Source organism: Burkholderia sp. BE12 (genome assembly GCF_002959955.1).
Classification (GTDB): domain Bacteria; phylum Pseudomonadota; class Gammaproteobacteria; order Burkholderiales; family Burkholderiaceae; genus Burkholderia.
Genome location: NZ_PREY01000008.1, coordinates 1 through 24,984, shown reverse-complemented (window position 1 = coordinate 24,984; position 24,984 = coordinate 1). Strand labels below are relative to the sequence as shown.

The window sequence follows — 24,984 nt, the reverse complement described above, 5'->3', positions numbered from 1 at the left end:
ACTGTCGCCGCTCAATGGTCGAGCGGCAGCAGAATCTGAAATTCGGTACGTCCGGGCCGGCTTTCGACCTCGATCATCCCGTCGTGTTGCTGCACGAACGTCTGCGCGAGCGTGAGGCCGAGGCCGCTGCCGTCGTCGCGTCCGGACACGAGCGGGTAGAAGATCCGGTCGCGGATCTCTTCCGGAATGCCGGGCCCGTTGTCGATCACGTGCAAGTCCAGTGCCAGCCGGTACAGGCGCTTGGCGATCGTCACCTTGCGCGCGATGCGCGTGCGCAGCTCGATCCTCGCGTCGCCCTGCGCGATCCGTTCGCGCAGCGCCTGCGCGGCATTGCGCACGATGTTCAGCAGCGCCTGGATCAACTGCTCCTTGTCGCCGCGCAGGTCCGGCACGCTCACGTCGTAATCGCGCTCGATCGTGAGCCCGCGCGGGAATTCCGCGAGCATCACCGCGCGTACGCGTTCGCACACTTCGTGAATGTTCACGTCGCCGACGATATGCGGATGCCGGTGCGGCTCCAGCAACCGGTCGACGAGCGTCTGCAGGCGGTCGGACTCCTTGATGATCACCTGCGTGTATTCGCGCAACTCGCCGCGCTCGCGCTCGCCCAGTTCGAATTCGAGCAGCTGGGCCGCGCCGCGAATGCCGCCGAGCGGATTCTTGATCTCGTGCGCGAGGTTGCGGATCAGTTGCTTGTTGACCGCGGTCAGGTCGTGGATGCGCTCTTCCCGATCGGTGCGCGACTGCCGTTCGTTCTCGAACAGCTCGACGAGCACGAAATCGGGCGCGGTCTCGATGAAGCCGACGATCGCGTGCACATGCAGCGGTTCACGGCCGGGCCGGTCGAGCACGGTATCGAGGTGCGTCGCGTGAAAGCGCTCCTCGCCGATCGCGGTGATCGTCGACGCAAGCTCGTTCGCGTTCGGGAAAATCTCGCCCCACGGCCGCTGCGCGAGCTGCCGCCGCGAGATGTCGAGCATCGCTTCCGCGGACGGGTTCGCGAACGCGATCCGCAGCGTCTTGCGGTCGAGCACGATCACGACCGTCGGCAGCGCCTCGAGCCCCGCCAGCAGACCCGAGCGCGAAAGCCGCTCGTCGTCCGTCAGTCGTTCGGGCTGCCCCGTTTTCGCCTTGATCAGATTCTTCAGAACCATCTGCGTGCTTGTCGCGCCTCACCGGGCCAGAAAATGAAAATCGTCGGAACAAAAAAGGGACGGCCGGACGCCGTCCCCTTCAGACTCCGCCGTTCCCGCCGCACGCCGCGCGACGGGAACGAACCGGCATGACGGCGCTGAATCGAAGCGCCATCGCCGATTAGAGCGAGTAGTACATCTCGAACTCGATCGGGTGCGTCGTCATGCGGAACTTCGCCAGCTCCTGCTCCTTCAGCGCGAGATACGCGTCCAGCATGCTGTCCGTGAACACGCCGCCGCGCGTCAGGAACTCGCGATCCTTGTCGAGCGCCTCGAGTGCCTGGTCGAGGCCCGCGCACACGGTCGGGATCTTTGCATCTTCTTCCGGCGGCAGGTCGTACAGGTTCTTGTCCGCTGCTTCGCCCGGATGGATCTTGTTCTGGATCCCGTCGAGGCCGGCCATCATCAGCGCCGTGAAGCACAGGTACGGGTTCGCCATCGGATCCGGGAAGCGCGTTTCGATACGGCGGCCCTTCGGGTTCGACACGTGCGGAATGCGGATCGATGCCGAGCGGTTGCGCGCCGAGTAAGCGAGCTTGACCGGTGCCTCGAAGTGCGGGACCAGACGCTTGTACGAGTTCGTCGTCGGGTTCGTGATCGCGTTCAGTGCACGGGCGTGCTTGATGATGCCGCCGATGTAGAACAGCGCCAGTTCCGACAGGCCGGCGTAGCCGTTGCCCGCGAACAGGTTCTGACCGTCCTTCCAGATCGACTGGTGAACGTGCATGCCCGAACCGTTGTCGCCGACGACCGGCTTCGGCATGAACGTCGCCGTCTTGCCGTACGAGTGCGCGACGTTATGGATGATGTACTTCGACCATTGCGTCCAGTCGGCGCGCTGCACGAGCGTCGAGAACTTCGTGCCGATTTCGTTCTGGCCCTGGCCCGCCACTTCGTGGTGGTGCACTTCGACCGGAATGCCGAGCTGTTCGAGCAGCAGGCACATTTCCGAACGCATGTCCTGGAACGTGTCGACCGGCGCGACCGGGAAGTAGCCGCCCTTCGTGCCCGGACGGTGGCCCGTGTTGCCGCCTTCGAATTCCTTGCCGGCCGACCACGGTGCTTCTTCCGAGTTGATCTTCACGAAGCAGCCCGACATGTCCGTGTTCCACTGGACCGAGTCGAAAATGAAGAATTCCGGTTCCGGACCGAAGAAAGCCGTGTCGCCGATGCCCGTGCTCTTCAGGTACGCTTCGCCGCGCTTCGCGAGCGAACGCGGATCGCGCTCGTAGCCCTTGCCGTCGGCCGGTTCGACCACGTCGCAGGTCAGCACGAGGGTGGACTCTTCATAGAACGGATCGACGAAGGCAGCGCTCGGGTCCGGCATGAGCAGCATGTCCGACGCCTCGATGCCCTTCCAGCCCGCGATCGACGAACCGTCGAATGCATGACCGCTCTCGAACTTGTCTTCGTCAAACGCCGAAACCGGCACCGACACGTGCTGTTCCTTGCCGCGCGTATCCGTGAAGCGGAAATCGACAAACTTGACGTCCTCGTCCTTCACGAGCTGCATGACGTCGGCGACGGTTTTACTCATAACCTCTTCTCCTGATTGAACAATTCCGGCGGACTGGGAACCGCCTCGTTTATCGAGCTGACCGGGGTCTTGCTTTGGCGCAGCGCGCCCCGATTCGACCGAATTCTATTAAGCAGCTTCCGTGCCACCTTGACGCAGGAGCGGCGCGAATCGCGCCGAGGCTCGCCACGACGGGGCTGGGCTGCGCGATTCCGGGGCTTGGCGGCGCACCGGCCGCTCCCCGCAAGCACCGCCATGGTGCAATTCCCACCGCCTATCGCGCCCGCCGTTTCACTTTGGTGCATCCGTGTCATTCTGCACCTTTCTGGTGAACGCGTGTACGACGCACGCACCGTGCCGCATGCGGACATCCGTGCCGCGACGCCGCGCTAGAATGATCGTTTGACCGATACGGAGACTCCCTGCCATGAGTACGCTCGACCAGCTTTACGCGAAGGCCGACGAACGCCGCGCACAAGGCGCGCTCAACTACGCCGGCGCGCTGCTGCCGGTCGAGGCATTCGAACTGCTGCAGCTCGACCCGTCGGCGCGCCTCGTCGACGTGCGCACGCGCGCCGAGCTCGACTGGATCGGCCGCCCGCTCGTCGGCGACGGCCAGTACCTGCACCTCGAATGGACACGCTACCCGGGCGGCGTGCCGAACGCCGAATTCGTCAACGAACTGAAGGCGGCCCTCCCGGCCGATACGCCCATCCTGTTCCTGTGCCGCAGCGCCGCACGCTCGAAGCTTGCCGCGGTCGCGTCCGCGCAGGCGGGCTACACGAAGGCGTTCGACCTGCTCGAAGGCTTCGAGGGCGCGAAGGACGCCGAAGGCCACCGCAAGACGGTCGACGGCTGGTGCTTCCGCAAACTGCCGTGGATCGGCGCCTGACGGCGCGCCGGGCCTGCCGGTTGCGACAGCCTCATCGTCGAGCCGGGCGATGACATGCCGATGACGGGCCGCGTTGCACGGCCCGTTGCTTTTGGTGCGGCAGCGTTGCAGGCCGCTCAGGCGCGCGGCGTATCGGGCTCGACGACGTCGCCGCCGAGCAGGTGCACGCCTTCGCGCAGCTTCACGAACGCGGCCGCGACCGCTTCCGGCTCGCCCTTCACGCCGAGATCGATGTGACGGCGCGCGTAGATGCCGCCGCGCTCCGCGTCGCCGACGCTCGGCAGGCTGAACACGCGCACGCCCGGGAAATCACGCTCGATCTTCTCCATCAGCGGCGTGAGCGTCGATTCCGGCAGCTCGAATACGTACAGCGAACGCTCCGCATGCGGCGTCGCGTGATGCAGATGCGCGTACTTCGTATCGAGCACCCATTCGATCATCGGCCACGCCATCACCGGGAAGCCCGGCACGAAATGGAGATGGCCGACCGAGAAGCCGGGAATCCGGTTATAGCCGTTCGGGATGATCGTCGAGCCGGCCGGGAACACGCCCATGTTGAAGCGGTGCTGGTTTTCCGGCGATTCGAAATCGACCGGCGTGGCCGGATCGGCGTGCGTCTCGCGGATCCGCTCCGCGATCAGCGCCTTCGCGTCCGGATGCAGCTCGAGCGGCACGCCGAGCGCGGCGGCCGCGCACTGGCGCGTATGGTCGTCCGGCGTCGCGCCGATCCCGCCCGTCGAGAACACGATGTCGCCCGACGCGATCGCGCGCGCGAGCGTCGCCGTGATGCGCGCCGGATCGTCGCCGACGTATTCGGCCCAGTCGAGCGCGAGGCCGCGCGCGCCGAGCAGCTCGATGACCTTCGCCAGATGCTTGTCCTGCCGGCGACCCGAAAGGATTTCGTCGCCGATGATGACGATGCCGATACTCATGCCTGCCCCATGTCGATTGCGGTGGCGCGCGTACTCGCGCGCAGATCTTCCAGCGCGCGCAGGCAATAGTGCCCGAACCACAGCGCCGAGAAGACGAGGATGAAAGCGTAAACCCAGATCATGGCGGCCGCGACGAACGGGAACAGCACCATCATCCAGACCGACGAGACCCACACGAAGGTCGGCACGGTGCCGAGCAGCCCGGTCGCGACGCCGATGCCGATCAGCGGCCAGCGGTGCCGGCGCACGAGCGCGCGGCGCTCGTCGCGGCTCGCGTGCAGCGCGAGCGCATCGTAGGTCATCACCCGATACGTGAGCCAGCCCCAGATCACCGGCGGCAGCAGCGCGAAGAACGGCGGAATCAGCCACAGCGGGATCGTGACGACGAGCAGCACGACGCCGACGAGCGCGGCGCCGAGCGAATTGAACACGCTGCCGAAGAAGGTGCCGCCCCGCTTCGCCTCGAGCGCCGCGAACTGCCGGTTCGACAGGTGCTTGATCACGACCGGCATCGAGATCGTCGCGATCAGCAGCAGCACGGTCAGCACGATCAGCGGAATGGCGAGCGACACGACCACGAACGGCGCGACGACCGCATGCAGCTGCGACATGCCGATCGCATCGAACGCGCGATACAGCCCGGCCGTCAGCACGAAGCCGTCGAGCGCGCCGCGCGCGAGGTCCAGCAGGGTCTGCCACGAGAACCACAGCACGGCGCCCCACAGCAGCGCCGACACGACGAACGGCATCAGGGTGAGCCACAGCATGCGCGGGTGCAGCGCGCTGGCGAGCGCCCGGACGAAGGAACGCAGCAAGTCGTTCATGCGAGCCTATGGAGTCTTGATTGACGGAGAAAAACGGGGAAAGGATAAACCACACGGCCCGCATGCGCCAAAGCGCATGCGGGCCGTGTGGAAGCGTCGTTCAACGGGAGAATGGACGGATCGGGATCAGGCCGACGCCGCGCCGCGCTTCGCGGGAAACAGGCGCCGGAAGATCCGCACGACCGCCAGGCCGTGCTGCGACCAGAAGCCGTCGCCATAGGACACGCCCTCGACCTGCTCGCGGATGCCGGTCGGCTCGACCGTGCGGTTCCACGACGCGGTGCCGAACATCATGTCCCACCACGGGAACAGCACGCCGAAGTTGCAGCCGTACTTGGTGCCTTCGTGGCCGTAGCCGACCGCATGGTGCCGGCGGTGGAAGATCGGGCTGACGAGCAGGCGCTCGCCGATGCGGCCGTACGACAGCCGCGCATTCGTATGCTGGATGCTCTGCAGGAAGTTGGTGACCGCGGTCAGCACGACGAACTGCGACGGCGTCACGCCGATCACGAGCGCGATCGCCGCGAAGAAGCACGACTGAAGCACGTCGTCGAGCAGGTGGTTGCGGTCGTCGCACCACAGCGACATCTGCCGCTGGCTGTGATGGACCGCGTGCAGCTCCCACCAGACGCCGAACTTGTGCTGCCAGCGGTGATACCAGTAGCCGGCGAAGTCGAGCACGACGAGGTAGATCGCGAATGCGACGATCGGCTGCGAGGTCACGCCCGGCCACAGATAGTCGAGGTTGACGTTCGCGACGCCATGCAGGTGCAGCCAAGCCTGGAAGCTGTCGAACACCGGCTGCAGCGCGAAGAAGAAGAACAGCGTGTAGACGCCGAGCTTCGAGATCGCCGTGTAGATCACGTCGACCCGCACCGCGCGGCGGTTCTTCCAGCGTTCGACCGGCAGCAGCGCCTCGAGCGGGCGCAGCAGCGCGAACATCAGCACCATCTGCAGCGCGCCGATGATCACCCAGTACAGCGCGTCGTAGGTGTCCTCGTCATAGTCCATCAGGTTGAACTTGAAGAGGAGCGGCTGCACGACGTCGACGTACAGCCAGGTCTGGATGTCCGACACGAACGCATCGATCAGGTGCAGCATCGCTCGCCTCCGCCCGTCACGCGCCGTTCGCCGCCTTCCACGGCGCGCGGTCGTAGAAGTAGATGCCGTGCGGCGAGCGGCCGACGGCGATCGTCTGCACCAGCTTGCGCGAGGCCAGATCGATGATCCCGACCTTCTTCGCGAAGCGGAACGTCACCCACAGCGTCTTCTTGTCGGCGGACAGCTCCATGTCGTCGGGGCCCGGCAGCAGGCCGGTGATGTCGCCGACGTTGGTGAGCGTGTTCTCGTCGAGAATGCTGATCGTGTTCGCGACGCGGTTCGTGACCGCGACGTGCGTGCCGTCGGCGAGCGAGCGGAAGTTGTGCGCGCCCTTGCCCGTGTAGATCTGCTTGACGACCTTCTGGTTGCGCCAGTCGACGACCGCGACGTAATCCGCGCCGGTCATCCCGACCAGCAGGAATTTGTCGTCCGGCGTGAGCCACAGGCCGGCCGGCACCTTGCCGACCTTCATCTTCCACTTGACCGTCTGCGTCGGCAGGTCGATCGCCGCGATCTCGCCGGACACCTGCAGCGACACGAGCAGCGTCTTGCTGTCCTTCGTGAACGCGAGGTGGCTCGGCATCACCGCGAGCGGCACGCGCTTCACGAGGCGCAGGTCGCGGCCGTCGTAGCCGTAGATGTCGACGCGGTCGAGCCGCAGGCCGGCCGCCGCGAACCATTTGCGGTCGGGCGAGAAGCCGAGCTGGTAAGGATCGTCGATCCCTTCGACGGTGCGCTGCAGCTTGCCCGTCTTCGGATCGAGGAACATCAGGCTGTTCGAGACCGAATTCGCGACGATCAGCGACCCATTGTCGGGCGTCGCCATCAAATGGTGCGGTTCCTTGCCGGTCGGCATCGTGGAAACGACTTCGCGGGTCTGCTGGTCGATCAGGGAAAGCGTCGCTTCGGCCGAATTGAGGACGATCACGTTATTCGCGTGTGCGGCGGGCGCCAGCACGGCGGCGGCCAGCGCAAGCGTGCGGCCGAAGGAAAGGAAAGTGCGCATGAAGACTCACGTCGTGGAACAGCAGTCATTGTAGAACGTTCGGCGGGCCCCTCCGGTTGACCCATGCCGGTATTGCGCCACTTCGACGCACGCCCTGCCTGCCGGACGAGCTGCCGCGGCAGGCGCCGCGGTGCAGGCCCCGGGCGGGCGCCGGTGCGGGCCGGCAAACCGATGTCGCGCTAGCGCTGCATCGACTCCCAGACCTTGTGCAGACGCTTGACAGAGACCGGCATCGGCGTGCGCAGTTCCTGCGCGAACAGCGAAATCCGCAATTCCTCGAGCAGCCAGCGGAATTCCGCGAGCCGCGCATCGGCGACGCCGCCGCGCTGCGACACCGCGCGCTGGTACTGCTGGGCGAGCGGCAGCAGCTCGGCCGACTGCTTCGCGTCGCGCGCGGGGTCGGCCTTCAGCTTGTCGATCCGCAGCGCGATGCCCTTCAGATAGCGCGGGAAATGCGCAAGCTGCGTGTAAGGCGTGTCGATCACGAAGCGCTTGCCGACCAGCGCGGTCAATTGCTGCTGCAGGTCCGCATGGGCCTGCGCGAACGGCTTCGCCTGCGCGAGCTTCTTCACGAGGCCCGCGTATTCGGCCAGGATCTGCCCGACGAGCCGCGCGATTTCCTGCGCGAGCAGGTTCAGGCGGCTGCGGCCCTCGTCGCGGCGCGCGTGGAAGCTCGCGTCGTCGTCGGGCAGCGGGTCCTGCAGGCACGCGCGGTCGAGCGCCGTGTCGATCAGCTGGTCGCGCAACTCGTCCTGCGTGCCGAGCGACATGTACTGCATCGCCATCTCGCGCAGGCCCGGCAGGTTCTTTTCCAGGAACTTGATCGGCTCCTTCAACTGCAGCGCGAAAAGGCGCCGCAAGCCGGCCCGGTGGATGCGCGCGGCCTCCTCCGGCGAATCGAACACCTCGACGTCGCAATGCGTGCCGCGATCGACGAGCGCCGGATAGCCGTACAGCGTCTGGCCGCGCCGGCGGATTTCGAGCAGCTCGGGCAGCTTGCCGAAATTCCACGTCGTCAGGTTCTCGTACAGCGCCGTCGCGCCGGTTTCCGCCGGGGCGGCCGTCTGCGGCGCCGCGCCCTTGCCGGCCTTCGCGCCGCGGCCGGCGGCACCGGCCGTGGCGGCAGCCGCCGGCGCCTGGCCGCCTGCCTGACCGGCCTCGGCATCGCCGCCGGTCGCGATCGTCGACGCCGCCGCGATCTTCTGGAATTGCTGCTGCGCCTGCGCGCCCAGCTCCTGGCGAAGCTGCGCGAGATTGCGCCCCATCGCGAGCTGACGGCCGTGCTCGTCGATCACCTTGAAATTCATGAACAGGTGCGCGGGCAGCGTCTCGAGCTTGAAGTCGGCCGTCTTCATCGCGACCTGCGTCTCGCCGCGCACGTCGGCGATCAGCGCCTCGACGAGGCCGCCCGCGCCGAAGCGCTCGCGACCCATCCGCTCGACGAAGCCGGCCGCGTACTCGGGCAGCGGCACGCAATGCCGGCGCAGCTTCTGCGGCAGCGACTTCAGCAGCAGTTGCACCTTTTCCTTGAGCATCCCCGGCACGAGCCATTCGCAGCGGCGCGCGTCGACCTGGTTCAGCGCGAAGAGCGGCACCGCGAGCGTCACGCCGTCGCGCGGCGTGCCGGGCTCGAAGTGGTACGTGAGCGCCATCTCGACGCCGGCCATCGTCGCGCGCTTCGGGAACAGCTCGGTCGTCACGCCGGCCGCCTCGTGGCGCATCAGGTCGTCGCGCGACAGGTACAGCAGCCGCTGCTTGTCCTCCGCCTGCCCGCCCTTCCTCACCTCGTCGCGATACCAGCGCTCGAACGCGGCGCCCGTGTGAATGCCTTCCGGAATCGCCTGGTCGTAGTACGCGTAGATCAGCTCGTCGTCGACCAGTACGTCCTGCCGGCGCGACTTGTGCTCGAGCTGCTCGATGTCGGCCAGCAGCTTGCGGTTGTGCGCGAAGAACGCGAGCTTCGTGTCGAACTCGCCTTCGACCAGCGCGCCGCGGATGAACAGCTCGCGCGCGCGCGCCGGGTCCTGCTTGCCGAACGCGACGCGCCGCCGGTGGTAGATCGGCAGCCCGTACAGCGTCGCGCGCTCGAATGCGCTGACCTGCGCCGGACGCTTTTCCCAGTGCGGTTCCGACAGCGATTTCTTCAGCAGATGCGCGCCGATCTTCTCGACCCACTCGGGCTCGATCTTCGCGAGGCAGCGCGCGTACAGCCGGCTCGTCTCGACGAGTTCGGCCGCCATCACCCAGCGGCCGGCCTTCTTCGCGAGCGCGGAGCCCGGCCACAGGTAGAACTTGATGCCGCGCGCGCCGAGGTAATGCGGATCGTCGTCGGCCTTCATCCCGAGGTTGCCCAGCAGCCCCGTCAACAGGGCCAGATGGATCTGCTCGTAGGTGGCCTCGACTTCGTTGAGCCGCCAGCCGTGCTCGCGCACGACCGTCAGCAGCTGCGAATGGACGTCGCGCCATTCGCGCAGCCGCAGATGCGACAGGAAGTTCTGCCGGCACGCGTCGACGAGCTGGCGATTCGACTTCTTGTGCGCGACGGCCTCCTCGAACCACGCCCAGATCTTCAGCCACTGCAGGAATTCGGAGCGCTCGTCGGCGAACCGGCGGTGCGCCTGGTCGGCCTGCTCCTGCGCTTCGATCGGGCGATCACGCGGGTCCTGCACGGACAGCGCGCTCGCGATGATCAGCACCTCGCGCAGCGACTGCTGGTCGCGCGCGGCGAGAATCATCCGGCCGACGCGCGGGTCGAGCGGCAGCCGCGCGAGTTCGCGGCCGAGCGGCGTCAGCGCGTTGTCGTCGTCGACCGCGCCGAGTTCGTTGAGCAGCTGGTAACCGTCCGCGATCGCGCGGCCCGGCGGCGGTTCGAGGAACGGGAACGATTCGATCGCCGTCAGGTGCAGCGACTTCATCCGCAGGATCACCGACGCGAGCGACGAGCGCAGGATTTCCGGGTCGGTGAAACGCGCCCGCGCCTGGTAGTCGCTTTCCTCGTACAAACGGATGCAGATGCCGTCCGCGACGCGGCCGCAGCGGCCCGCGCGCTGGTTCGCGGCCGCCTGCGAGATCGACTCGACCTGCAGCTGCTCGACCTTGTTCCGGTACGAATAGCGCTTCACGCGCGCGAGGCCGGTGTCGACGACGTAGCGGATGCCCGGCACCGTCAGCGAGGTTTCGGCCACGTTGGTCGCGAGCACGATCCGGCGCGCGTTCGACGCCTTGAAGACCTTGTCCTGGTCGGCCGCCGAAAGCCGCGCGAACAGCGGCAGGATCTCGGTGTGCGGCGGATGGTGCTTGCGCAGCGCCTCGGCCGCCTCGCGGATCTCGCGCTCGCCGGGCAGGAACACCAGCACGTCGCCGGGGCCTTCGCGGCACAGCTCGTCGACCGCGTCGACGATCGCGTCCATCAGGTCGCGCTCGGCTTCGCGCGCGGTCTTCACGCGATCGCGGCCGCCCGTGCCCTCGGCGTTCTTCACCGCCGGGCGATCCTCGGCCACCGGGCGGTAGCGCATCTCGACCGGATACAGCCGCCCGCTCACCTCGATCACGGGCGCCGGGCGCGCGTCGGTGCCGAAATGGCGCGCGAAGCGGTCGGCGTCGATCGTCGCGGACGTGACGATCAGCTTCAGGTCCGGCCGCCTCGGCAGGATTTCCTTCAGATAGCCGAGCAGGAAGTCGATGTTCAGGCTGCGCTCGTGCGCCTCGTCGATGATCAGCGTGTCGTACGCCTTCAGCAGCGGATCGGTCTGCGTCTCGGCGAGCAGGATGCCGTCCGTCATCAGCTTGACGGACGCGCCCGGCGCGAGATTGTCGGTAAAGCGCACCTTGTAGCCGACCACCTCGCCGAACGGCGTGCCGAGTTCCTCGGCGATCCGGCGGCCGGTCGACGACGCGGCGAGCCGGCGCGGCTGCGTATGGCCGATCAGGCCCGTGCCGCCGGCGCCGAGGCCGCGGCCGAGATCGAGACAGATCTTCGGCAACTGCGTGGTCTTGCCCGAGCCGGTTTCGCCGCAGACGATGACGACCTGATGACCGGCGATCGCACGCGCGATTTCGTCGCGCTTGCCCGACACGGGCAGGCTTTCCGGGTACGTGATCGGCGGAACGGGATTCGGCGGGACGGCGGCGCGCGGCGCACGCTCGCGGCGCGGGGCCCGCTCGCCCGTCGGCTGCGGCGCACCCTTCGCGGCCGACTGCCGCGCGTCGCCGCGCCGTTCGTCGTTGCGCGGCGCGTGTGCCGGCGTGCCCGCCGGCTTCTCCTGCTGCTGGCGCTGCGGCTGGCCCGGCTGCTCGCGCGCATCGGCCGCACCGTCCGGGTGCTTCGCCGACGGCGTATTGGCCCGCGTCGGCGCGGGACTTTTAGAAACATTCGACATGGGGGCGCATTATAATCCCGCCCATGAATTCCCAAACCGACCTCCCTCCCGCCCAGACCGGCGCCGCGACGCCGCCGGCCGCCGACGATTCGGCCGCCAGCCACGCGCAGTTCGTCGACTGGATGCGCTCCGTCGCGCCCTATATCCACAAGTTCCGCAACAGCACGTTCGTCGTGGGGTTCGGCGGCGAGGTGGTGCAGCAGGGGCTGCTGAATGCGCTCGTGTCCGACATCGCGCTCCTGCAGGCGATGGGCATCCAGATCGTGCTGGTGCACGGCTCGCGCCCGCAGGTCGAGGAGCAGCTGAGCCTGCACGGTGTCGAATCCGAGTTTTCGCACGGCCTGCGCATCACCGATGCGCGCGCGCTCGAATCCGCGAAGGAAGCGGCCGGCGAAGTGCGTCTCGACATCGAGGCCGCGATCAGCCAGGGGCTGCCGAACTCGCCGATGGCGCACGCGCACATCAGCGTCGTGTCGGGCAACTTCGTGACCGCGCGGCCGGTGGGGATTCTCGACGGGGTCGATTTCGCGCACACGGGCATCGTGCGCAAGATCGACGCCGAATCGATCCGTCATTCGCTCGCGAGCCGCAAGCTCGTGCTGCTGTCGCCGCTCGGTTTCTCGCCGACCGGCGAGGCGTTCAACCTGTCGATGGAAGACGTCGCATCGGCGGCCGCGATCGCGCTGCGCGCCGACAAGATCATCTTCCTGACCGACGGGCCCGGCATCGTCGACGACGAAGGCGAGCTGGTGCGCGAAATGTCGCTCGACGCGGCCGCCGAGCTGCTCGATTCCGGCAACATCCAGGGCGACGACGGGTTCTTCCTGAAGCATTCGATCCGCGCCTGCCGCGGCGGCGTGACCCGCGCCCACCTGATCCCGCAGTCGCTCGACGGCAGCATGCTGCTCGAACTGTTCCTGCACGACGGCGTCGGCACGATGATCTCGTACGAGAACCTCGAAAGCCTGCGCGAAGCGACGCCGGACGACGTCGGCGGCATCCTGTCGCTGATCGAGCCGCTCGAGTCGGACGGCACGCTGGTGCGGCGCGGCCGCCACCAGATCGAACGCGACATCGACCACTTCTCGGTGATCGAGCACGATGGCGTGCTGTTCGGCTGCGCGGCGCTGTACCCGTACCAGCAGGAAAAGATCGGCGAAATGGCGTGCCTGACGGTGGCGCCCGAAGCGCAGGGCTCGGGCGACGGCGAACGCCTGCTCAAGCGCATCGAGCAGCGCGCCCGCGCGCGCGGCCTCACGCACATCTTCGTGCTCACGACGCGCACCGAGCACTGGTTCCTCAAGCGCGGCTTCGTCAAGGTCAGCGTCGACGACCTGCCGGAAGACCGTCGCAAACTCTATAACTGGCAGCGCAAGTCGCTCGTGCTGATGAAGCAGCTCTGAGCACCGGCACGACTGCCCCTCCCCCCAGACACCGATTACAGGAGAAGTACACGATGGCTCGAATGATTCAATGCGCGAAGCTCGGCAAGGAAGCCGAAGGCCTCGATTTCCCGCCGCTGCCGGGCGAACTCGGCAAGCGCATTTACGAGAGCATCTCGAAGGAAGCGTGGCAAGGCTGGCTCAAGCAGCAAACGATGCTGATCAACGAAAACCGCCTGAACATGGCCGACCCGCGCGCGCGCCAGTACCTGATGAAGCAGACGGAGAAGTACTTCTTCGGCGACGGCGCGGACCAGGCGTCGGGCTACGTGCCGCCGACGGAAGGCTGAGCGCCGCGAATCGCGAATCGCGCGGGGCCGGTCGCGCGAATCAAGCAAACGGCACCGTGCAATCGCACGGTGCCGTTTGCTTTTGGGGGAGCGCCATCGACGCGGACCCGCCGGTGCGCTCGATGGCGTCCCGACGAGCCGCCGTGCCCGGCTCATCCCGCCGGTTTCAACGTGCCGCGATCGTCCGGCGGCGCACCTGCGCCGGATGGGTGGTCCGCGCCGGCGCCTTCCGTGCCCCATTCCGCCGCATCGCTGCGTTCGGCCGTCGACAGTTCGTCCGCGCGATATCCGGTGCGATTCAGCAGCGCCAGCATGCACGCCAGCGACACGAGCGCATAAAGCCCCGACGCGATCGCGACGCCGACGATGCTGCCCGTCGCGTTCAGGATCGCCTGCGCGAGCACCGGCGTGCCGCCGCCGACCACCAGCGCGCTCAACTGATACGCGAGCGACAGGCCCGTATAGCGGATGTTGGCCGGGAACACGCGCGCGAGCACGCCGCCGACCGCGCCGTAGAACATCGCCGACGGAATCGTCGAAATGCACATGCCCGCGACGGCGACCCAGTATGAACCCGTCGCGAGCGCATGGAACATCACGGGCATCAACACGATTTCCGGGATCAGGATCCAGCACATCGCGCGCCGCATGTCGACCTTCGACACGAACCACGCGCCGACCGGCTGCATCAGAAATTGCACGACGAGCGAGATCGACAGGATGCCGAGGAACGTGCCCTGCGCGTAACCGAGCGTCTTCGTCGCCCACGACAGCGCGAACGTGCTGCGGAAATACGTGACGTTGATCACCGGCAGCGTGCCGGCCGCGAGCAGCACGACCACCCAGTGATCGCGCACGACGTCGCGCAGCGGCAGCTTCACCGTGCGCTTGCGCGCGAGCACGCGCTGCATGTCGACCGACTCCTCGAGCCTCAGCCGGATCACCATGCCGATGATCACGAGCACGGCCGACAGCAGGAACGGAATGCGCCAGCCCCACATCAGGAACGACGGCGTCGGCAGCGCGCTCAGCGCGAAGAACGCGGCCGTGGCCAGCAGGTTGCCGGTGGGCGAGCCCTGCTGCGCGAACGCCGCATACAGGATGCTGCGGTGCTTCGGCGCGTTCTCGCTCGCGATCAGCACCGCGCCGCCCCACTCGCCGCCGACCGCGATGCCCTGCAGCACGCGCAGCACGACGAGGCCCGCCGGCGCCCATACGCCGATCGACGCATAGCCGGGAAGCAGGCCGATGCCGGTCGTCGCCAGCCCCATCATCACCAGCGTGATCACGAGCGCGGTCTTGCGGCCGACGCGATCGCCGAGATGCCCGAATACGATCCCGCCGAGCGGCCGCGCCGCGAAACCGGCCCAGAACGTGACGAATGCGAGCAGTGTCGCGACGCCGGGATCCATCGTGCTCGAAAAGAATACCTTGCCGAACACGAGCGCCGCGGCCGTGCCGTAGATGTAGAAGTCGTACCACTCGATCGTGGTGCCGACGAACGCCGCGAAGGCGGCGCGGCCGGGCCGCGGCTGCGCGGCGGGCGGGGATTGCGGACGGCTCATCGATGTCTCCATGTTGGTGATCGGGGGCGCGACTGTCGCGCGCCTTTCCCGGGTGGCCGGCATTGCGCCGCCGGCCGGTGGCGTCATGTCAGTCGGACGCCGTTTTCAGCAGGCCGGCATCGAGCAGTTGCTGCTGAAGTGCGCGATCGACGCCGAGCCGATCGAGCACCGCCCGCGTGTCGCGACCGAGCGCGGGCGGCGCCGACCGGTAGGTGGCCGGCGTGCGCGACAGCTTCACCGGCGACGCGGTGCCGCGATACGCGCCGATCTCGACAAACAGGTTGCGGTGCAGCGCATGCGGATCGTGCGCGACGTCGGCCACCGTGCGCACCGGCCCGCACGGCACGCCGGCCGCCATCAGGTCGCGCGCGAGCGGCTCGCACGCGTGCGCGGCGAGCCGCGTTTCCAGTTCGGCCTTCAGCTCGGGCCGGTGCGCGCAGCGGCTGCGGTTGTCGACGAAACGCGGATCGCCGGCGAGCGCCGGCGCACCGAGATGCGCGACGAGCCGCGCGAACTGCCGGTCGTTGCCGACCGCGAGAAAGATCGGCACCGTGGCCGTGCGGTAGCTGTCGTACGGCGCGATGTTCGGATGCGCGTTGCCGCTGCGTTCCGGTACGCGGCCCGAACCGAAGAAGTTCGGCAGGTGCGGATGCAGGAGCGACACGCCGCAGTCGTACAGCGCCACGTCGATCGACTGCCCGCGCCCGCTCTTCTCGCGCTCCGCGAGCGCCAGCAGGATGCCGGCCAGCGCGTTGAGCCCCGTGACCATGTCGACGATCGGCAAGCCGATGCGCGTCGCGCCGCCATCGCGTTCGCCGTTCACGCTCATCAGCCCGGCCATCGCCTGGATCACCGCGTCGTAGCCCGGCAGGCCGCCGAGCGGGCCGTCGTCGCCGAAGCCCGTCACCGCGCAGTGGATCAGGCGCGGAAAGCGCGGCTGCAGGTCGCGTGCGTAGTCCATGCCCCAGCGCGCGAGCGTGCCCGGCTTGAAATTCTCGACAAGCACGTCGGCCTCTTCGAGCAGGCGCCACAGGATCGCCCGCCCTTCGTCGTGCGACAGGTCGAGCGCGAGCCCTTCCTTGTTGCGGTTCACGCCCATGAAATACCAGGCCGTGTCGCCGAGGAACGGCGGCCCCCAGCCGCGCGTCTCGTCGCCGCCGGGCGGCTCGATCTTGACCACCGTCGCGCCGTGATCGGCGAGCGCCTGCGTGCAGTACGGGCCGCCGAGCACCCGGCTCAGGTCGACGACCTTCAGGCCGTCCAGTGCGCCACGCGTCGCGCTCATCGCTCGACCTCCGGCAGCAGGTCGAGCGCCGTATCGAGCGCGACCGGCAGGCCGCGCAGCAGCGCGTCGGACGCGGCCGATTCGTCGTCGCGCGATGCCGGCGCGAGCGGATCGACCGGCAGCAGCTTGTGCCGCACGATCAGGTGCGCCAGCGCGAGACGCCTGAAATCCGGCGCGAGCCGTGCGCCCTCGCAGGCCATCAGCACGGCCGCGCTCGCGTAATACAGCGCGGACGCGGCCTGCCGCACGCGCGCGTCGTCGCCCTCCTCGGCGACCCGCGCGAGCGCATCGCAGGCCCGCGCGAGAATGCGCCGCAGCGCCGTGCGGCTCGCGTCGGGCAGCGGCGCCGCGCCCAGACGATCGCCGAGGAACGTGCGCAGCGCGTCGAGCGCATGCTCGCGCTGCGCGGCGCGCGCGACATCGAGCGCGACGATGTTGCTCGTGCCTTCCCAGATCGAACCGAGGTGCGCGTCGCGCACGAGCCGCGCATCGCTCCATTCCTCGATATAGCCGGTGCCGCCGCGCACTTCCATCGCATCGCCCGTCACGCGGCGTGCGTCGCGGCATGCGCGGAACTTGATCAGCGGCGTCAGGATCCGCACGCAGCGCGCGGCCTGCTCGTCGCCCGCATCGGCCTGCGGCAGCAGCAGCGCGATCTGCATGAACATCGCGCGCGCGGCCTCGGCCGGCAGCAGCATCTTCATCAGTTGGCGCTGCATCAGCGGCATCTCGATCAGCTTGCGGCCGAACGCGTCGCGATGCGCGGCGACGTGCAGCGCCTCGTTCAGCGCGCGCCGCATCAGCCCGGCCGCGCGCACGCCGTTCGACAGCCGCGACATGTTGATCATGTCGGCCATCTGGTGAAAGCCGCGCCCGATCTCGCCGATCAGGTAAGCCTGCGCGCCTTCGAGCGCGATCTCGCCGCTCGCCATCGAACGGCTGCCGAGCTTGTCCTTCAGGCGCACGATCCGGTAGCGGTTGCGCGTGCCGTCCGGCAGCGTCTTCGGCAGCAGGAACAGCGCGAGGCCCTTGATGCCGTCCGGCGCGCCGTCGGGCCGCGCCAGCACCATCGCGAGATCGGCGTCGGCATTCGAGCAGAACCACTTGTCGCCGGTCAGGCGCCAGACCGTCTCGCCGTGCGCGTCGGTTTCGCGGGTCGCGCGCGTCGCGATACGGCCGACATCGGAGCCGGCCGCCTGCTCGGTCATGAACATCGCGCCCTGGTACAGCGTGTCGAAGTCGCGCGACGCGAGCCTCGGCAGGTAGCGCGCGACGAGCGCGGGATCGCCGAAGCGGCGCAGCGTGCGCGTCAGCGAATCGGTCATGCTGACCGGGCAGCACAGCCCGAATTCCGCCTGCACGAACAGGAACGTCAGCGCGTACTTGACGAGCGGCGGCACGGTGTCGGATCCATGACTCAGCGACGCGAGCCCGAGCTCCGCATACGCGACCCGTTCGAGCGCGACGTAGGCCGGGTCCTTGTCGATCCGCTGCACGGCCTCGCCGCGCCGGTCGCGGTGCTCGAGCACGGGCGGATGCTTGTCCGCGCGCGACGCCCATTCGTCGAGTTCGTCCGATACGCGCTCGCCCAGCGCGCGTAGCCGCGGCTCGAGTTCGGCATAGTGCGCGTCGCCGAGATGCAGCTTCAGCAACGCGCCAAGATCGGGATCGACGGTGAAGAAATTGATGCCCCGGCTGTCGGGGATATTGGATGCGCCGGTGTCCGGCGTGCGAGCGGTGTCGTTCATTCGTGCGTCTCCTGGATTGCCTGCTCGTCGGCCGCGGCGGACGCCGCAGCGCCCGGATGGCCCGGTGCAAAGCCTTCGCAGAGCGTAGGCGCGCGATCGATAAGCGTCCAATACACGATTTGTCCGGTACGATAGATATCGCTTATCGATGCCGACGCCGGGAGGAGACACCATGGAACTGAGGCAGTTGCGCTACTTCGTGGCGGTTGCCGAGGAGCTGCATTTCGGGCGCGCAGCGAAGCGCCTGTTCATCTCGCAGCCGGCGCTGAGTTTCGACATCCGCAAGTTCGAGGATGCGCTCGGCGTGCTGCTCTTCTCGCGCACCAACAAGACCGTCGCGCTGACCAATGCGGGCGAGGTGCTGCTCGGCGAAGCGCGCCGGCTGCTGCTGCAGGCGGCCGAAGCCGAGCGCCTGACGGTGCGCTCCGCATCGGGGCTCGCCGGGCGCCTGCGGATCGGCTTCGTCCACTCGATGCTGTATCGCGGGCTGCCCGATGCGGTGCGGCGCTTCGAGGCCGACTATCCGGGCGTCGAGGTCGTGCTGAGCGAGATGAACACGCATGCGCAGGTGCAGGCGATCCAGCGCGGCCAGATCGATCTCGGCTATGCGCACTGGGGCCACTTCCCGCCCGAGGTCGAATCGGCGCCGGTCTATGCGGAGCCGTTCGTGTGCTGCCTGCCGGCCGCGCATCCGCTCGCGCGGCGCAGGCAGGTCGCGCTCGCCGCGCTCGCGACAGAACCCTTCATCCTGTTTCCGCGCGAAGCAGCGCCGCACTATCACGACCTGATCATCGCGCAGTGCGTGAACGCGGGATTCAGTCCGCTGATCCGTCACGAGGCGCGGCTGTGGCAGACGATCCTGTCGATGATCGAGTTCGGGATGGGCATCGCGCTGGTGCCGCGCGTGCTGCAGCAGGCGAAAAGCGACCGGCTCGCGTTCCTGCCGCTGAGGGATGCGTCGCTCGAATCGCGCACGCTCGCGCTGAAACGCAGCGGCACCGCCGAACCGGTGGCGCTGCGCTTTGCCGGCTACGTGCGCGCGTCGATCGACGCGCTGCCCGCGCTGCCGGGCTGAGCGGGCGGCTCGCTACTTCGCTTCAGGCTGCAGCGCCGGCTGCGGGCGGCGATACCACACCGCGTACACGACCGAGAGCGCAATCAGGAACGGAATGCCGAAGATCAGCGTCATGTGGAATTCGGCCGTGAAGTAGGTCGTCACCATCACCGCGAGCATCAGGCCCGCGCCGAGCAGCGTCAGCAGCGGAAAACCGCGCATCCGGAATGCGGGCGCAGGCAGGCCGAGCGCCGCGCGGCGGCGCCGGAAGCAGTAATGCGTGACGAAGATCATCATCCACGTAAACAGTGCGCCGAACATCGACACCGCCATCATGATCGTGAACGACGCGTCCGGATACAGCACGCTCAGCACCGTCGCGAGCGCGATGCCGAGCGTCGACAGCATCAGCGCGCCGAACGGCACGCCGCGCGCGCTCACTTCGCCGAGCGCCTTCGGTGCATGCCCCGCGCGCGACAGGCTGAACATCATCCGCGTCGTGATGTAGAGCTGGCTGTTCATCGCGGACAGCGCGGCGACCAGCACGACGAAGTTGATCAGCCCGGCCGCGCCCGGCAGGCGGATCGCCTCCATCACCTTCACGAACGGGCTTTCGTCGCGCCCCGCCGCCGTCCACGGCACGATCGCGAGCATCAGCGCGAGCGTGACGAGGTAGAACAGTACGAGCCGCACGATCGTCGAGCGGAACGCACGCGTGACCGCGCGCTCGGGATCCTCCGCTTCGCCGGCCGCGACCGCGATCATCTCGATGCTCAGGTAGCTGAAGATCGACACGATCACCGCGACCCACGTCCCCCACGGGCCCTTCGGAAAGAAGCCGCCGTGATCCGTGTAGTGGTGGAAGCCCGCGCGCGCCGCGCCGTCGCCGACCAGCCCCGGATTGCCGAACACGACATACGCGCCGAGCACGATGAAGCCGACGATCGCCGCGATCTTCACGACCGAGAAACCGTATTCGACCGCGCCGAACACGTCGACGCTGCGCGCGTTGATGAACACCAGCAGCGCCGAGAAACCGACGATCCACAGCCAGCCGGGCACGCCCGGAAACCAGTACTTCATGTACAGCGCGATCGCGGTGACTTCGGTGCCGACCGCGAGCACGATGCACGCCCAGTACGCGTAGCGCACGAGGAACCCGGCCCATGGGCTCACGTAATGCTCGGCGTATGCGCCGAACGAACCGGATGTCGGGTGCGCGACCGTCATCTCGGCGAGACAGCCCATCAGCAGCAGCGAGATGAACGCACCGATCGCATAGCTGACGAGCACGCTCGGGCCCGCGAAGCCGATCGCGAAGCCGCTGCCGAGAAAGAGACCGGTGCCGATGGCGCCGCCGATCGCGATCATCGCCATCTGCCGTGCGGAAAGCGTGCGGCGCAGACCTTGCTCGCGCGCCGCGATATGCTGGAATTGCCCTTCTGGTTGCATCGAATGACCTCGTTCGAAAGCGATTGTCCGGTCGAAACGTCGGCGGCGCGCGGGCCGGCGCCGGACCGGCCGGCCGCCGCGCGCCGCGGGTTCAGAACAGATGGCGCAGGCCGGCCGCGATGCCCGTCTGGTTGCCGCGCCCGGGCATTTCGGTGAACGCGCCGCCGGTCACGCGGTTGTAGTCGACCGTCGCGTAGACCTGCGTCGCCTTCGACAGTGCGTACTCGGCCTCGAGCACGCCCGTATAGCGCTTGCCGACGTTGCCGGCGACGCCGTTGACGTTGCGGATGTCGTCGTAATACGCGACGCCCGTCACCGACACCGCAGGCGTGACCTTGACGCTCGCGCCCGTGTAGAAGATCGCGTCGCGGCGCGGGTTGTCCGCGAACGACCCGTAGCTCACCTGGCGGCCCGGCGCGTTCAGCAGCGCCTCGTCGAGCACGCCCGAGCGATCGATGCCGCCGAGATAACCCGCGTACAGCGTCGCCGCGCCGAATGCGTAGCGCGCGCCCGCCCCCCACGCCTGCTGCGCGCGCCTCTTCAGGTCGCGCACCTGCTGGTACGTCGCGCCGACCATCAGGCCGCCCTGCGTGTACGACACGCGCGTGCCCCAGTATGCATTCGCGCCGAGGCTGCCCGCGACGCCGCCGAAGCCGTAGCTCGCGCCGACGTTCAGCCCGCCGAACGTGCCGTCGTAACTGACGACGTTGCTCGCGCGGCCTTGCGTGAGGAAGTACGGCCACATGTTGGCCGTGTAGTTGCCGACCGTCAGCGGATCGAGATCGCCGAACAGGTTGAACGCCTCGGTCGCCTGGCGGCCGAGCTTCACGGTACCCCAATCGCTCGCGAGGCCGACATACGCGTAGCGGCCGAACAACGCGCCGTCGAACTGCCCGTTTTGCGGCTCGAAGCCGCTCTCGAGCCGGAAGATCGCCTGCAGCCCGCCGCCGAGCGCTTCGCTGCCCTTCAGCCCCCAGCGGCTGTTCGTGATCGCGCCGTTGGTCATCTGCACGCCCGCGTCGTTCGACGCGTCGGCATGCGTCGTGTAGCGGATGCTCTGGTCGACGATGCCGTACAGCGTCACGCTGCTCTGCGCCGACGCACTGCTCGCGGCGAGCGCGCCCGCCATCATTGGCAGTGCCAATCGATAAATCTTCCTCATGTTCTCCTCCAGTCTTGTTTTCGTTTCCTGTTGATCGTGGTAACTACCCACCGCGCAACGCGGTGTTCCTGCTAGGCGCGCGCCGCCGGCAACGCAACGTACGCGACGAGCTCGACGCGCATCGCCGGATGCGCGAAACCCTGCACGCCGACGCACGTACGGTTCGGATAGGGTTCCCGGAAGTGGCGCCGGTATTCGGCGTCGAATTCGGGCATCGCCTTCACGTCGGACAGGTAGACGAGCACCTGCGCGACATCGTCCATCGTCGCGCCGGCCGCCGCGACGGCCGTCGCGAGATTCTCGAGCGTGACGCGCGCCTGCTCGGCCATCGTGTCGCCGACGATCGCGCCGGACGCAGCGACCGGCCCGTGACCGGTAAACATCAGCCCGCAGGCGCGGGTCGCCCACGAGAACGGTTGCGCGAGCAGCGGCAAGTCGACCGGGATCGTTTCAGCCATCGTACGTTATCCTTATGATCGGGATCGGGACGCTCAGGCGGCCTGGCGCGACGCACCGCCGAGCACGTCGGCGATCGCGTTCGCGACATGGTCGACGTTCGCGTCGTTCAGGCCCGCGATGCACATGCGGCCCGAGCGCAGCAGATAGACGCCGTGCGATGCCCGCAGCCGGTCGACGTCGGCCGCGGCGATGCCCGTATAGCTGAACATCCCGCGCTGCGCGACGAGCGCGTCGAACGCGCGCCCCGGCAGGCCCGCATCGAGGCGCGCCTTCAGTTCGCCGCGCATCCGCTTGATGCGCGTGCGCACCTGCGCGACTTCGTCTTCCCAGCGCGCGCGCAGCGCGTCGTCGTTCAGCACCGTCGACACGAGCTGCGCACCGAACAGCGGCGGGCTCGAATAGGTGCGGCGCACGCCGGCCTGCAATTGGCTCAGCACCGTCGCGGCCTCGCCCGCGTTCGCGCAGACGATCGACAACCCGCCGACGCGCTCGCCGTACAGCGAGAAGTTCTTCGAGAACGAGTTGCCGACGATCGCCGGCAGCCCCGCATCGACGATCGCGCGCACGGCCCATGCATCATCGGCGAGACCGTCGCCGAAACCCTGGTACGCCATGTCGAGGAACGGAATCAGCCCGCGCCGCGCGAGCACGGCGATCACCGCGCGCCATGCATCGCGGTCGAGGTCGAGCCCTGTCGGGTTGTGGCAGCACGGCTGCAGCAGCACGACGCTGCGCGCCGGCAACGCGTCGAGCGTCGCGAGCATCTCTTCGACGCGGATGTCGTTGCGCGCTGCGTCGTGGTACGGATACGTGTGCACCTCGAGGCCGGCCGCCGAGAAGATCACGCGATGGTTGTCCCACGTCGGGTCGCTGATCCAGATCGCGCTGTCGGGGAAATAGCGCTTCACGAATTCCGCGCCGAGCCGGATCGCGCCCGATCCGCCTAGCGTCTGCAGCGTCGCGATGCGCCCTTCCGCGAGCGCCGCGCAATCGTCGCCGAAGACGAGGCGCTGCACGCCCTGCCGGTAGGCGGCGAGCCCTTCCATCGGCAGATACGTATGCGGCGCATCGGCTTCGCGCAAGCGCCCTGCCGCGACGCGCGTGCTGTCGAGCACCGGAATCCGGCCCGTGTCGTCGTAGTAAAGGCCGATGCTCAGGTTGACCTTGTGCGGATGCGCATCCTGCTGGAAGGCCTGGAACAGCGACAGGATCGGATCGCCCGGATAGGCGGGAACGTGTTCGTACATGGCGGAATGACGGTAAAGATTGAAGGCGGCGGCACGACCGGCGGCATCGCGTTGCGTCGGGCCGTGCGGTCGAGGCATGGGGCGCATGTTATCGAGGACGAAATAGAATGAGCTTCACTTTTCGATGACGAATCGCGCCGATTGCAGTAGAGTCTGCGATTCCTATCTAAAAATTCATCGGATTCTGCGAAATGGCTCTGGATCGAACCGACATGCGAATCCTCCGGCACCTCGAACGTGACGGTCGCATCAGCAATCAGGACCTCGCGAACGCGGTCGCGCTGTCGCCGTCGGCATGCCTGCGTCGCGTGAAGCTGCTCGAGGAACGCGGCGCCATTTCGGGGTATCGCTGCACGATCGAGCCGAAGAAGGTCGGCGTCGCGTTCGAGGCGCTCGTGCATGTGTCGATGCGGCCGGACGTGCCCGAGTGGCACGACCGGTTCGTCGAAGCGATCCAGCAGTGGCCGGAAGTCATCGCGGCGCAGATCGTGACGGGCGGATCGAACTACGTGCTGACGGTTCGCGCGCGCGACCTCGATCATTATTCGGACTTCGTTATCAATCGGCTGCACCGCGCGGCGGGCGTGATGTCGATCAATTCGAGCATCGTGCTCGCGACGCTCAAGCGCGACGGTTCGATCCTCGATCTCGTCGAGCCGTCGACGGCCGGCTGACCGATCGTTGCGCCGGCCTGAAAAAAATTTGCGGAAAGGGCTTTACGAACCCAAAAAGCTCTGACATAATTTCAGCTTCTTTGGGCGGTTAGCTCAGCGGTAGAGCACTGCCTTCACACGGCAGGGGTCACTGGTTCGATCCCAGTACCGCCCACCAAAGAATTCAAGGGCCTGCGTCTCACGACGCAGGCCCTTTTCGTTTTGGCGACGCGCGTGCCCTGCGTGATGCGAGCGCCGCACCATTCGACGCCACACCCTCACGCAGCCGCCGGCTTACCGTACCTGCCCCACCCGCTCCGCCGTCGCGTCGAACGCGCGCTTCGCCTTGTCGACGATCTCGTCGACCTCCGCCTCGCGAATCACGAGCGGCGGCGACAGCAGCATCCGGTCGCCGGTCGCGCGCATGATCAGGTTGCCGTTGAAGCAGAAGTCGCGGCAGATCGTGCCGACGTCGACGTCCGCGCCGAAGCGCTCGCGCCGGTGCCGGTCGCGCGCCAGTTGAACGCCGGCGACGAGCCCCGCTCCCGCAATCTCCCCGACGATCGGATGATCGCCCAGCGCGTCGCGCAGGCGGCGCTGGAAATACGGGCCGATATCGGTCTTCACGCGCTCGACGATGCCTTCGTCGCGCAGCAACTTCAGGTTCGCGACCGCGACGGCCGCCGCCACCGGGTGGCCCGAGTACGTGAGGCCGTGATTGAATTCGCCGTTGTCGATGATCGGGCGCGCGATGCGCTCGTGGATGCCCACCGCGCCCATCGGC

Annotated in this window: 20 protein-coding genes and 1 tRNA gene; 6 read left to right on the top strand and 15 right to left on the bottom strand. The window is 67.8% G+C overall.

Features of this window, described 5'->3' with window-relative positions; genetic code table 11:
• Window positions 1-11: 11 nt before the first annotated feature.
• Window positions 12-1,154, bottom strand: a complete 1,143-nt coding sequence (gene glnL, locus C4B30_RS10560) for a nitrogen regulation protein NR(II) (RefSeq protein ID WP_027784885.1) — start codon at window positions 1,152-1,154, stop codon at window positions 12-14.
• A 160-nt stretch (window positions 1,155-1,314) separates the two neighbouring features.
• On the bottom strand, window positions 1,315-2,730 hold the full coding sequence (glnA, locus tag C4B30_RS10555; protein WP_027784886.1) for a type I glutamate--ammonia ligase: 1,416 nt from the start codon (window positions 2,728-2,730) through the stop codon (window positions 1,315-1,317).
• A gap of 406 nt (window positions 2,731-3,136) precedes the next feature.
• Here glnA and C4B30_RS10550 point away from each other — a divergent pair, with 406 nt between their 5' ends.
• Window positions 3,137-3,601, top strand: coding sequence for a rhodanese-like domain-containing protein (locus C4B30_RS10550; RefSeq protein WP_027784887.1), 465 nt, complete (start codon window positions 3,137-3,139; stop codon window positions 3,599-3,601).
• Between the two features lie 116 nt (window positions 3,602-3,717).
• Here the strand turns inward: C4B30_RS10550 and C4B30_RS10545 are convergent, their stop codons facing one another.
• The 5 genes from C4B30_RS10545 to hrpA all read right to left on the bottom strand — a co-directional run bounded on the left by C4B30_RS10545 (window position 3,718) and on the right by hrpA (window position 11,843).
• On the bottom strand, window positions 3,718-4,533 hold the full coding sequence (locus C4B30_RS10545; RefSeq protein WP_027784888.1) for a competence/damage-inducible protein A: 816 nt from the start codon (window positions 4,531-4,533) through the stop codon (window positions 3,718-3,720).
• Complete coding sequence (locus C4B30_RS10540) at window positions 4,530-5,357, bottom strand: EI24 domain-containing protein (RefSeq protein ID WP_027784889.1); 828 nt, start codon at window positions 5,355-5,357, stop codon at window positions 4,530-4,532. Before C4B30_RS10540 ends, C4B30_RS10545 begins: the two co-directional genes overlap by 4 nt.
• A 126-nt stretch (window positions 5,358-5,483) precedes the next feature.
• Window positions 5,484-6,458: a sterol desaturase family protein gene (locus C4B30_RS10535; RefSeq protein WP_027784890.1), complete on the bottom strand. Its 975-nt coding sequence runs from the start codon at window positions 6,456-6,458 to the stop codon at window positions 5,484-5,486.
• Between the two features lie 16 nt (window positions 6,459-6,474).
• Window positions 6,475-7,464 (bottom strand): YVTN family beta-propeller repeat protein, encoded by a 990-nt coding sequence (locus C4B30_RS10530; RefSeq protein WP_027784891.1) that lies wholly within the window; start codon window positions 7,462-7,464, stop codon window positions 6,475-6,477.
• A 179-nt stretch (window positions 7,465-7,643) separates the two neighbouring features.
• Window positions 7,644-11,843 carry an ATP-dependent RNA helicase HrpA gene (hrpA, locus tag C4B30_RS10525; RefSeq protein WP_027784892.1) on the bottom strand — a complete coding sequence of 1,400 codons (4,200 nt, stop codon included), beginning with the start codon at window positions 11,841-11,843 and terminating at the stop codon, window positions 7,644-7,646.
• 23 nt (window positions 11,844-11,866) lie between these two features.
• Between hrpA and argA the strand changes: the two genes are divergently transcribed.
• Window positions 11,867-13,246, top strand: coding sequence for an amino-acid N-acetyltransferase (gene argA, locus C4B30_RS10520; RefSeq protein WP_027784893.1), 1,380 nt, complete (start codon window positions 11,867-11,869; stop codon window positions 13,244-13,246).
• Between the two features lie 53 nt (window positions 13,247-13,299).
• On the top strand, window positions 13,300-13,575 hold the full coding sequence (locus C4B30_RS10515; protein WP_027784894.1) for an oxidative damage protection protein: 276 nt from the start codon (window positions 13,300-13,302) through the stop codon (window positions 13,573-13,575).
• A gap of 152 nt (window positions 13,576-13,727) precedes the next feature.
• Here the strand turns inward: C4B30_RS10515 and C4B30_RS10510 are convergent, their stop codons facing one another.
• The 3 genes from C4B30_RS10510 to C4B30_RS10500 all read right to left on the bottom strand — a co-directional run bounded on the left by C4B30_RS10510 (window position 13,728) and on the right by C4B30_RS10500 (window position 18,173).
• Window positions 13,728-15,140, bottom strand: coding sequence for an MFS transporter (locus tag C4B30_RS10510; protein ID WP_027784895.1), 1,413 nt, complete (start codon window positions 15,138-15,140; stop codon window positions 13,728-13,730).
• An 88-nt stretch (window positions 15,141-15,228) separates the two neighbouring features.
• The gene (locus tag C4B30_RS10505) at window positions 15,229-16,425 is read right to left on the bottom strand and encodes a CaiB/BaiF CoA transferase family protein (protein WP_027784896.1); all 1,197 of its coding nucleotides are present in this window, start codon (window positions 16,423-16,425) and stop codon (window positions 15,229-15,231) included.
• The gene (locus C4B30_RS10500) at window positions 16,422-18,173 is read right to left on the bottom strand and encodes an acyl-CoA dehydrogenase family protein (protein WP_027784897.1); all 1,752 of its coding nucleotides are present in this window, start codon (window positions 18,171-18,173) and stop codon (window positions 16,422-16,424) included. Before C4B30_RS10500 ends, C4B30_RS10505 begins: the two co-directional genes overlap by 4 nt.
• A gap of 172 nt (window positions 18,174-18,345) precedes the next feature.
• Here C4B30_RS10500 and C4B30_RS10495 point away from each other — a divergent pair, with 172 nt between their 5' ends.
• Window positions 18,346-19,248, top strand: a complete 903-nt coding sequence (locus tag C4B30_RS10495; RefSeq protein WP_027784898.1) for a LysR family transcriptional regulator — start codon at window positions 18,346-18,348, stop codon at window positions 19,246-19,248.
• 12 nt (window positions 19,249-19,260) lie between these two features.
• Here C4B30_RS10495 and C4B30_RS10490 read toward each other — a convergent pair whose 3' ends face one another.
• The 4 genes from C4B30_RS10490 to C4B30_RS10475 all read right to left on the bottom strand — a co-directional run bounded on the left by C4B30_RS10490 (window position 19,261) and on the right by C4B30_RS10475 (window position 23,547).
• Window positions 19,261-20,679 (bottom strand): amino acid permease, encoded by a 1,419-nt coding sequence (locus C4B30_RS10490; RefSeq protein WP_027784899.1) that lies wholly within the window; start codon window positions 20,677-20,679, stop codon window positions 19,261-19,263.
• A gap of 91 nt (window positions 20,680-20,770) precedes the next feature.
• The gene (locus C4B30_RS10485; RefSeq protein ID WP_051421401.1) at window positions 20,771-21,841 is read right to left on the bottom strand and encodes a porin; all 1,071 of its coding nucleotides are present in this window, start codon (window positions 21,839-21,841) and stop codon (window positions 20,771-20,773) included.
• Window positions 21,842-21,912: 71 nt separating this feature from the next.
• Window positions 21,913-22,299 carry a RidA family protein gene (locus tag C4B30_RS10480; RefSeq protein WP_027784901.1) on the bottom strand — a complete coding sequence of 129 codons (387 nt, stop codon included), beginning with the start codon at window positions 22,297-22,299 and terminating at the stop codon, window positions 21,913-21,915.
• Window positions 22,300-22,332: 33 nt separating this feature from the next.
• Window positions 22,333-23,547 (bottom strand): amino acid aminotransferase, encoded by a 1,215-nt coding sequence (locus C4B30_RS10475; protein ID WP_027784902.1) that lies wholly within the window; start codon window positions 23,545-23,547, stop codon window positions 22,333-22,335.
• Between the two features lie 191 nt (window positions 23,548-23,738).
• Here C4B30_RS10475 and C4B30_RS10470 point away from each other — a divergent pair, with 191 nt between their 5' ends.
• Together C4B30_RS10470 and C4B30_RS10465 are read left to right on the top strand one after the other, a co-directional pair.
• Window positions 23,739-24,221 (top strand): Lrp/AsnC family transcriptional regulator, encoded by a 483-nt coding sequence (locus C4B30_RS10470; RefSeq protein ID WP_027784903.1) that lies wholly within the window; start codon window positions 23,739-23,741, stop codon window positions 24,219-24,221.
• Window positions 24,222-24,303: 82 nt separating this feature from the next.
• Window positions 24,304-24,378 (top strand) — tRNA-Val (locus C4B30_RS10465).
• A gap of 116 nt (window positions 24,379-24,494) precedes the next feature.
• On the opposite strand, the gene C4B30_RS10460 is transcribed toward C4B30_RS10465, so the two are convergent.
• Window positions 24,495-24,984: aminotransferase class III-fold pyridoxal phosphate-dependent enzyme (locus C4B30_RS10460; protein ID WP_158683456.1), on the bottom strand; the 490-nt coding region annotated here is incomplete at its 5' end.

What these genes read in the sequence shown, in the direction of transcription:
- C4B30_RS10505 (WP_027784896.1), bottom strand. Translation starts at nt 16,425, where the DNA reads ATGAGCGCGACGCGTGGCGCACTGGACGGCCTGAAGGTCGTCGACCTG.
- C4B30_RS10550 (WP_027784887.1), top strand. Translation starts at nt 3,137, where the DNA reads ATGAGTACGCTCGACCAGCTTTACGCGAAGGCCGACGAACGCCGCGCA.
- C4B30_RS10535 (WP_027784890.1), bottom strand. Translation starts at nt 6,458, where the DNA reads ATGCTGCACCTGATCGATGCGTTCGTGTCGGACATCCAGACCTGGCTG.
- C4B30_RS10480 (WP_027784901.1), bottom strand. Translation starts at nt 22,299, where the DNA reads ATGGCTGAAACGATCCCGGTCGACTTGCCGCTGCTCGCGCAACCGTTC.
- C4B30_RS10500 (WP_027784897.1), bottom strand. Translation starts at nt 18,173, where the DNA reads ATGAACGACACCGCTCGCACGCCGGACACCGGCGCATCCAATATCCCC.
- C4B30_RS10490 (WP_027784899.1), bottom strand. Translation starts at nt 20,679, where the DNA reads ATGCAACCAGAAGGGCAATTCCAGCATATCGCGGCGCGCGAGCAAGGT.
- C4B30_RS10515 (WP_027784894.1), top strand. Translation starts at nt 13,300, where the DNA reads ATGGCTCGAATGATTCAATGCGCGAAGCTCGGCAAGGAAGCCGAAGGC.
- glnL (WP_027784885.1), bottom strand. Translation starts at nt 1,154, where the DNA reads ATGGTTCTGAAGAATCTGATCAAGGCGAAAACGGGGCAGCCCGAACGA.
- C4B30_RS10545 (WP_027784888.1), bottom strand. Translation starts at nt 4,533, where the DNA reads ATGAGTATCGGCATCGTCATCATCGGCGACGAAATCCTTTCGGGTCGC.
- glnA (WP_027784886.1), bottom strand. Translation starts at nt 2,730, where the DNA reads ATGAGTAAAACCGTCGCCGACGTCATGCAGCTCGTGAAGGACGAGGAC.
- C4B30_RS10540 (WP_027784889.1), bottom strand. Translation starts at nt 5,357, where the DNA reads ATGAACGACTTGCTGCGTTCCTTCGTCCGGGCGCTCGCCAGCGCGCTG.
- C4B30_RS10485 (WP_051421401.1), bottom strand. Translation starts at nt 21,841, where the DNA reads ATGAGGAAGATTTATCGATTGGCACTGCCAATGATGGCGGGCGCGCTC.
- hrpA (WP_027784892.1), bottom strand. Translation starts at nt 11,843, where the DNA reads ATGTCGAATGTTTCTAAAAGTCCCGCGCCGACGCGGGCCAATACGCCG.
- C4B30_RS10495 (WP_027784898.1), top strand. Translation starts at nt 18,346, where the DNA reads ATGGAACTGAGGCAGTTGCGCTACTTCGTGGCGGTTGCCGAGGAGCTG.
- C4B30_RS10510 (WP_027784895.1), bottom strand. Translation starts at nt 15,140, where the DNA reads ATGAGCCGTCCGCAATCCCCGCCCGCCGCGCAGCCGCGGCCCGGCCGC.
- C4B30_RS10530 (WP_027784891.1), bottom strand. Translation starts at nt 7,464, where the DNA reads ATGCGCACTTTCCTTTCCTTCGGCCGCACGCTTGCGCTGGCCGCCGCC.
- argA (WP_027784893.1), top strand. Translation starts at nt 11,867, where the DNA reads ATGAATTCCCAAACCGACCTCCCTCCCGCCCAGACCGGCGCCGCGACG.
- C4B30_RS10475 (WP_027784902.1), bottom strand. Translation starts at nt 23,547, where the DNA reads ATGTACGAACACGTTCCCGCCTATCCGGGCGATCCGATCCTGTCGCTG.
- C4B30_RS10470 (WP_027784903.1), top strand. Translation starts at nt 23,739, where the DNA reads ATGGCTCTGGATCGAACCGACATGCGAATCCTCCGGCACCTCGAACGT.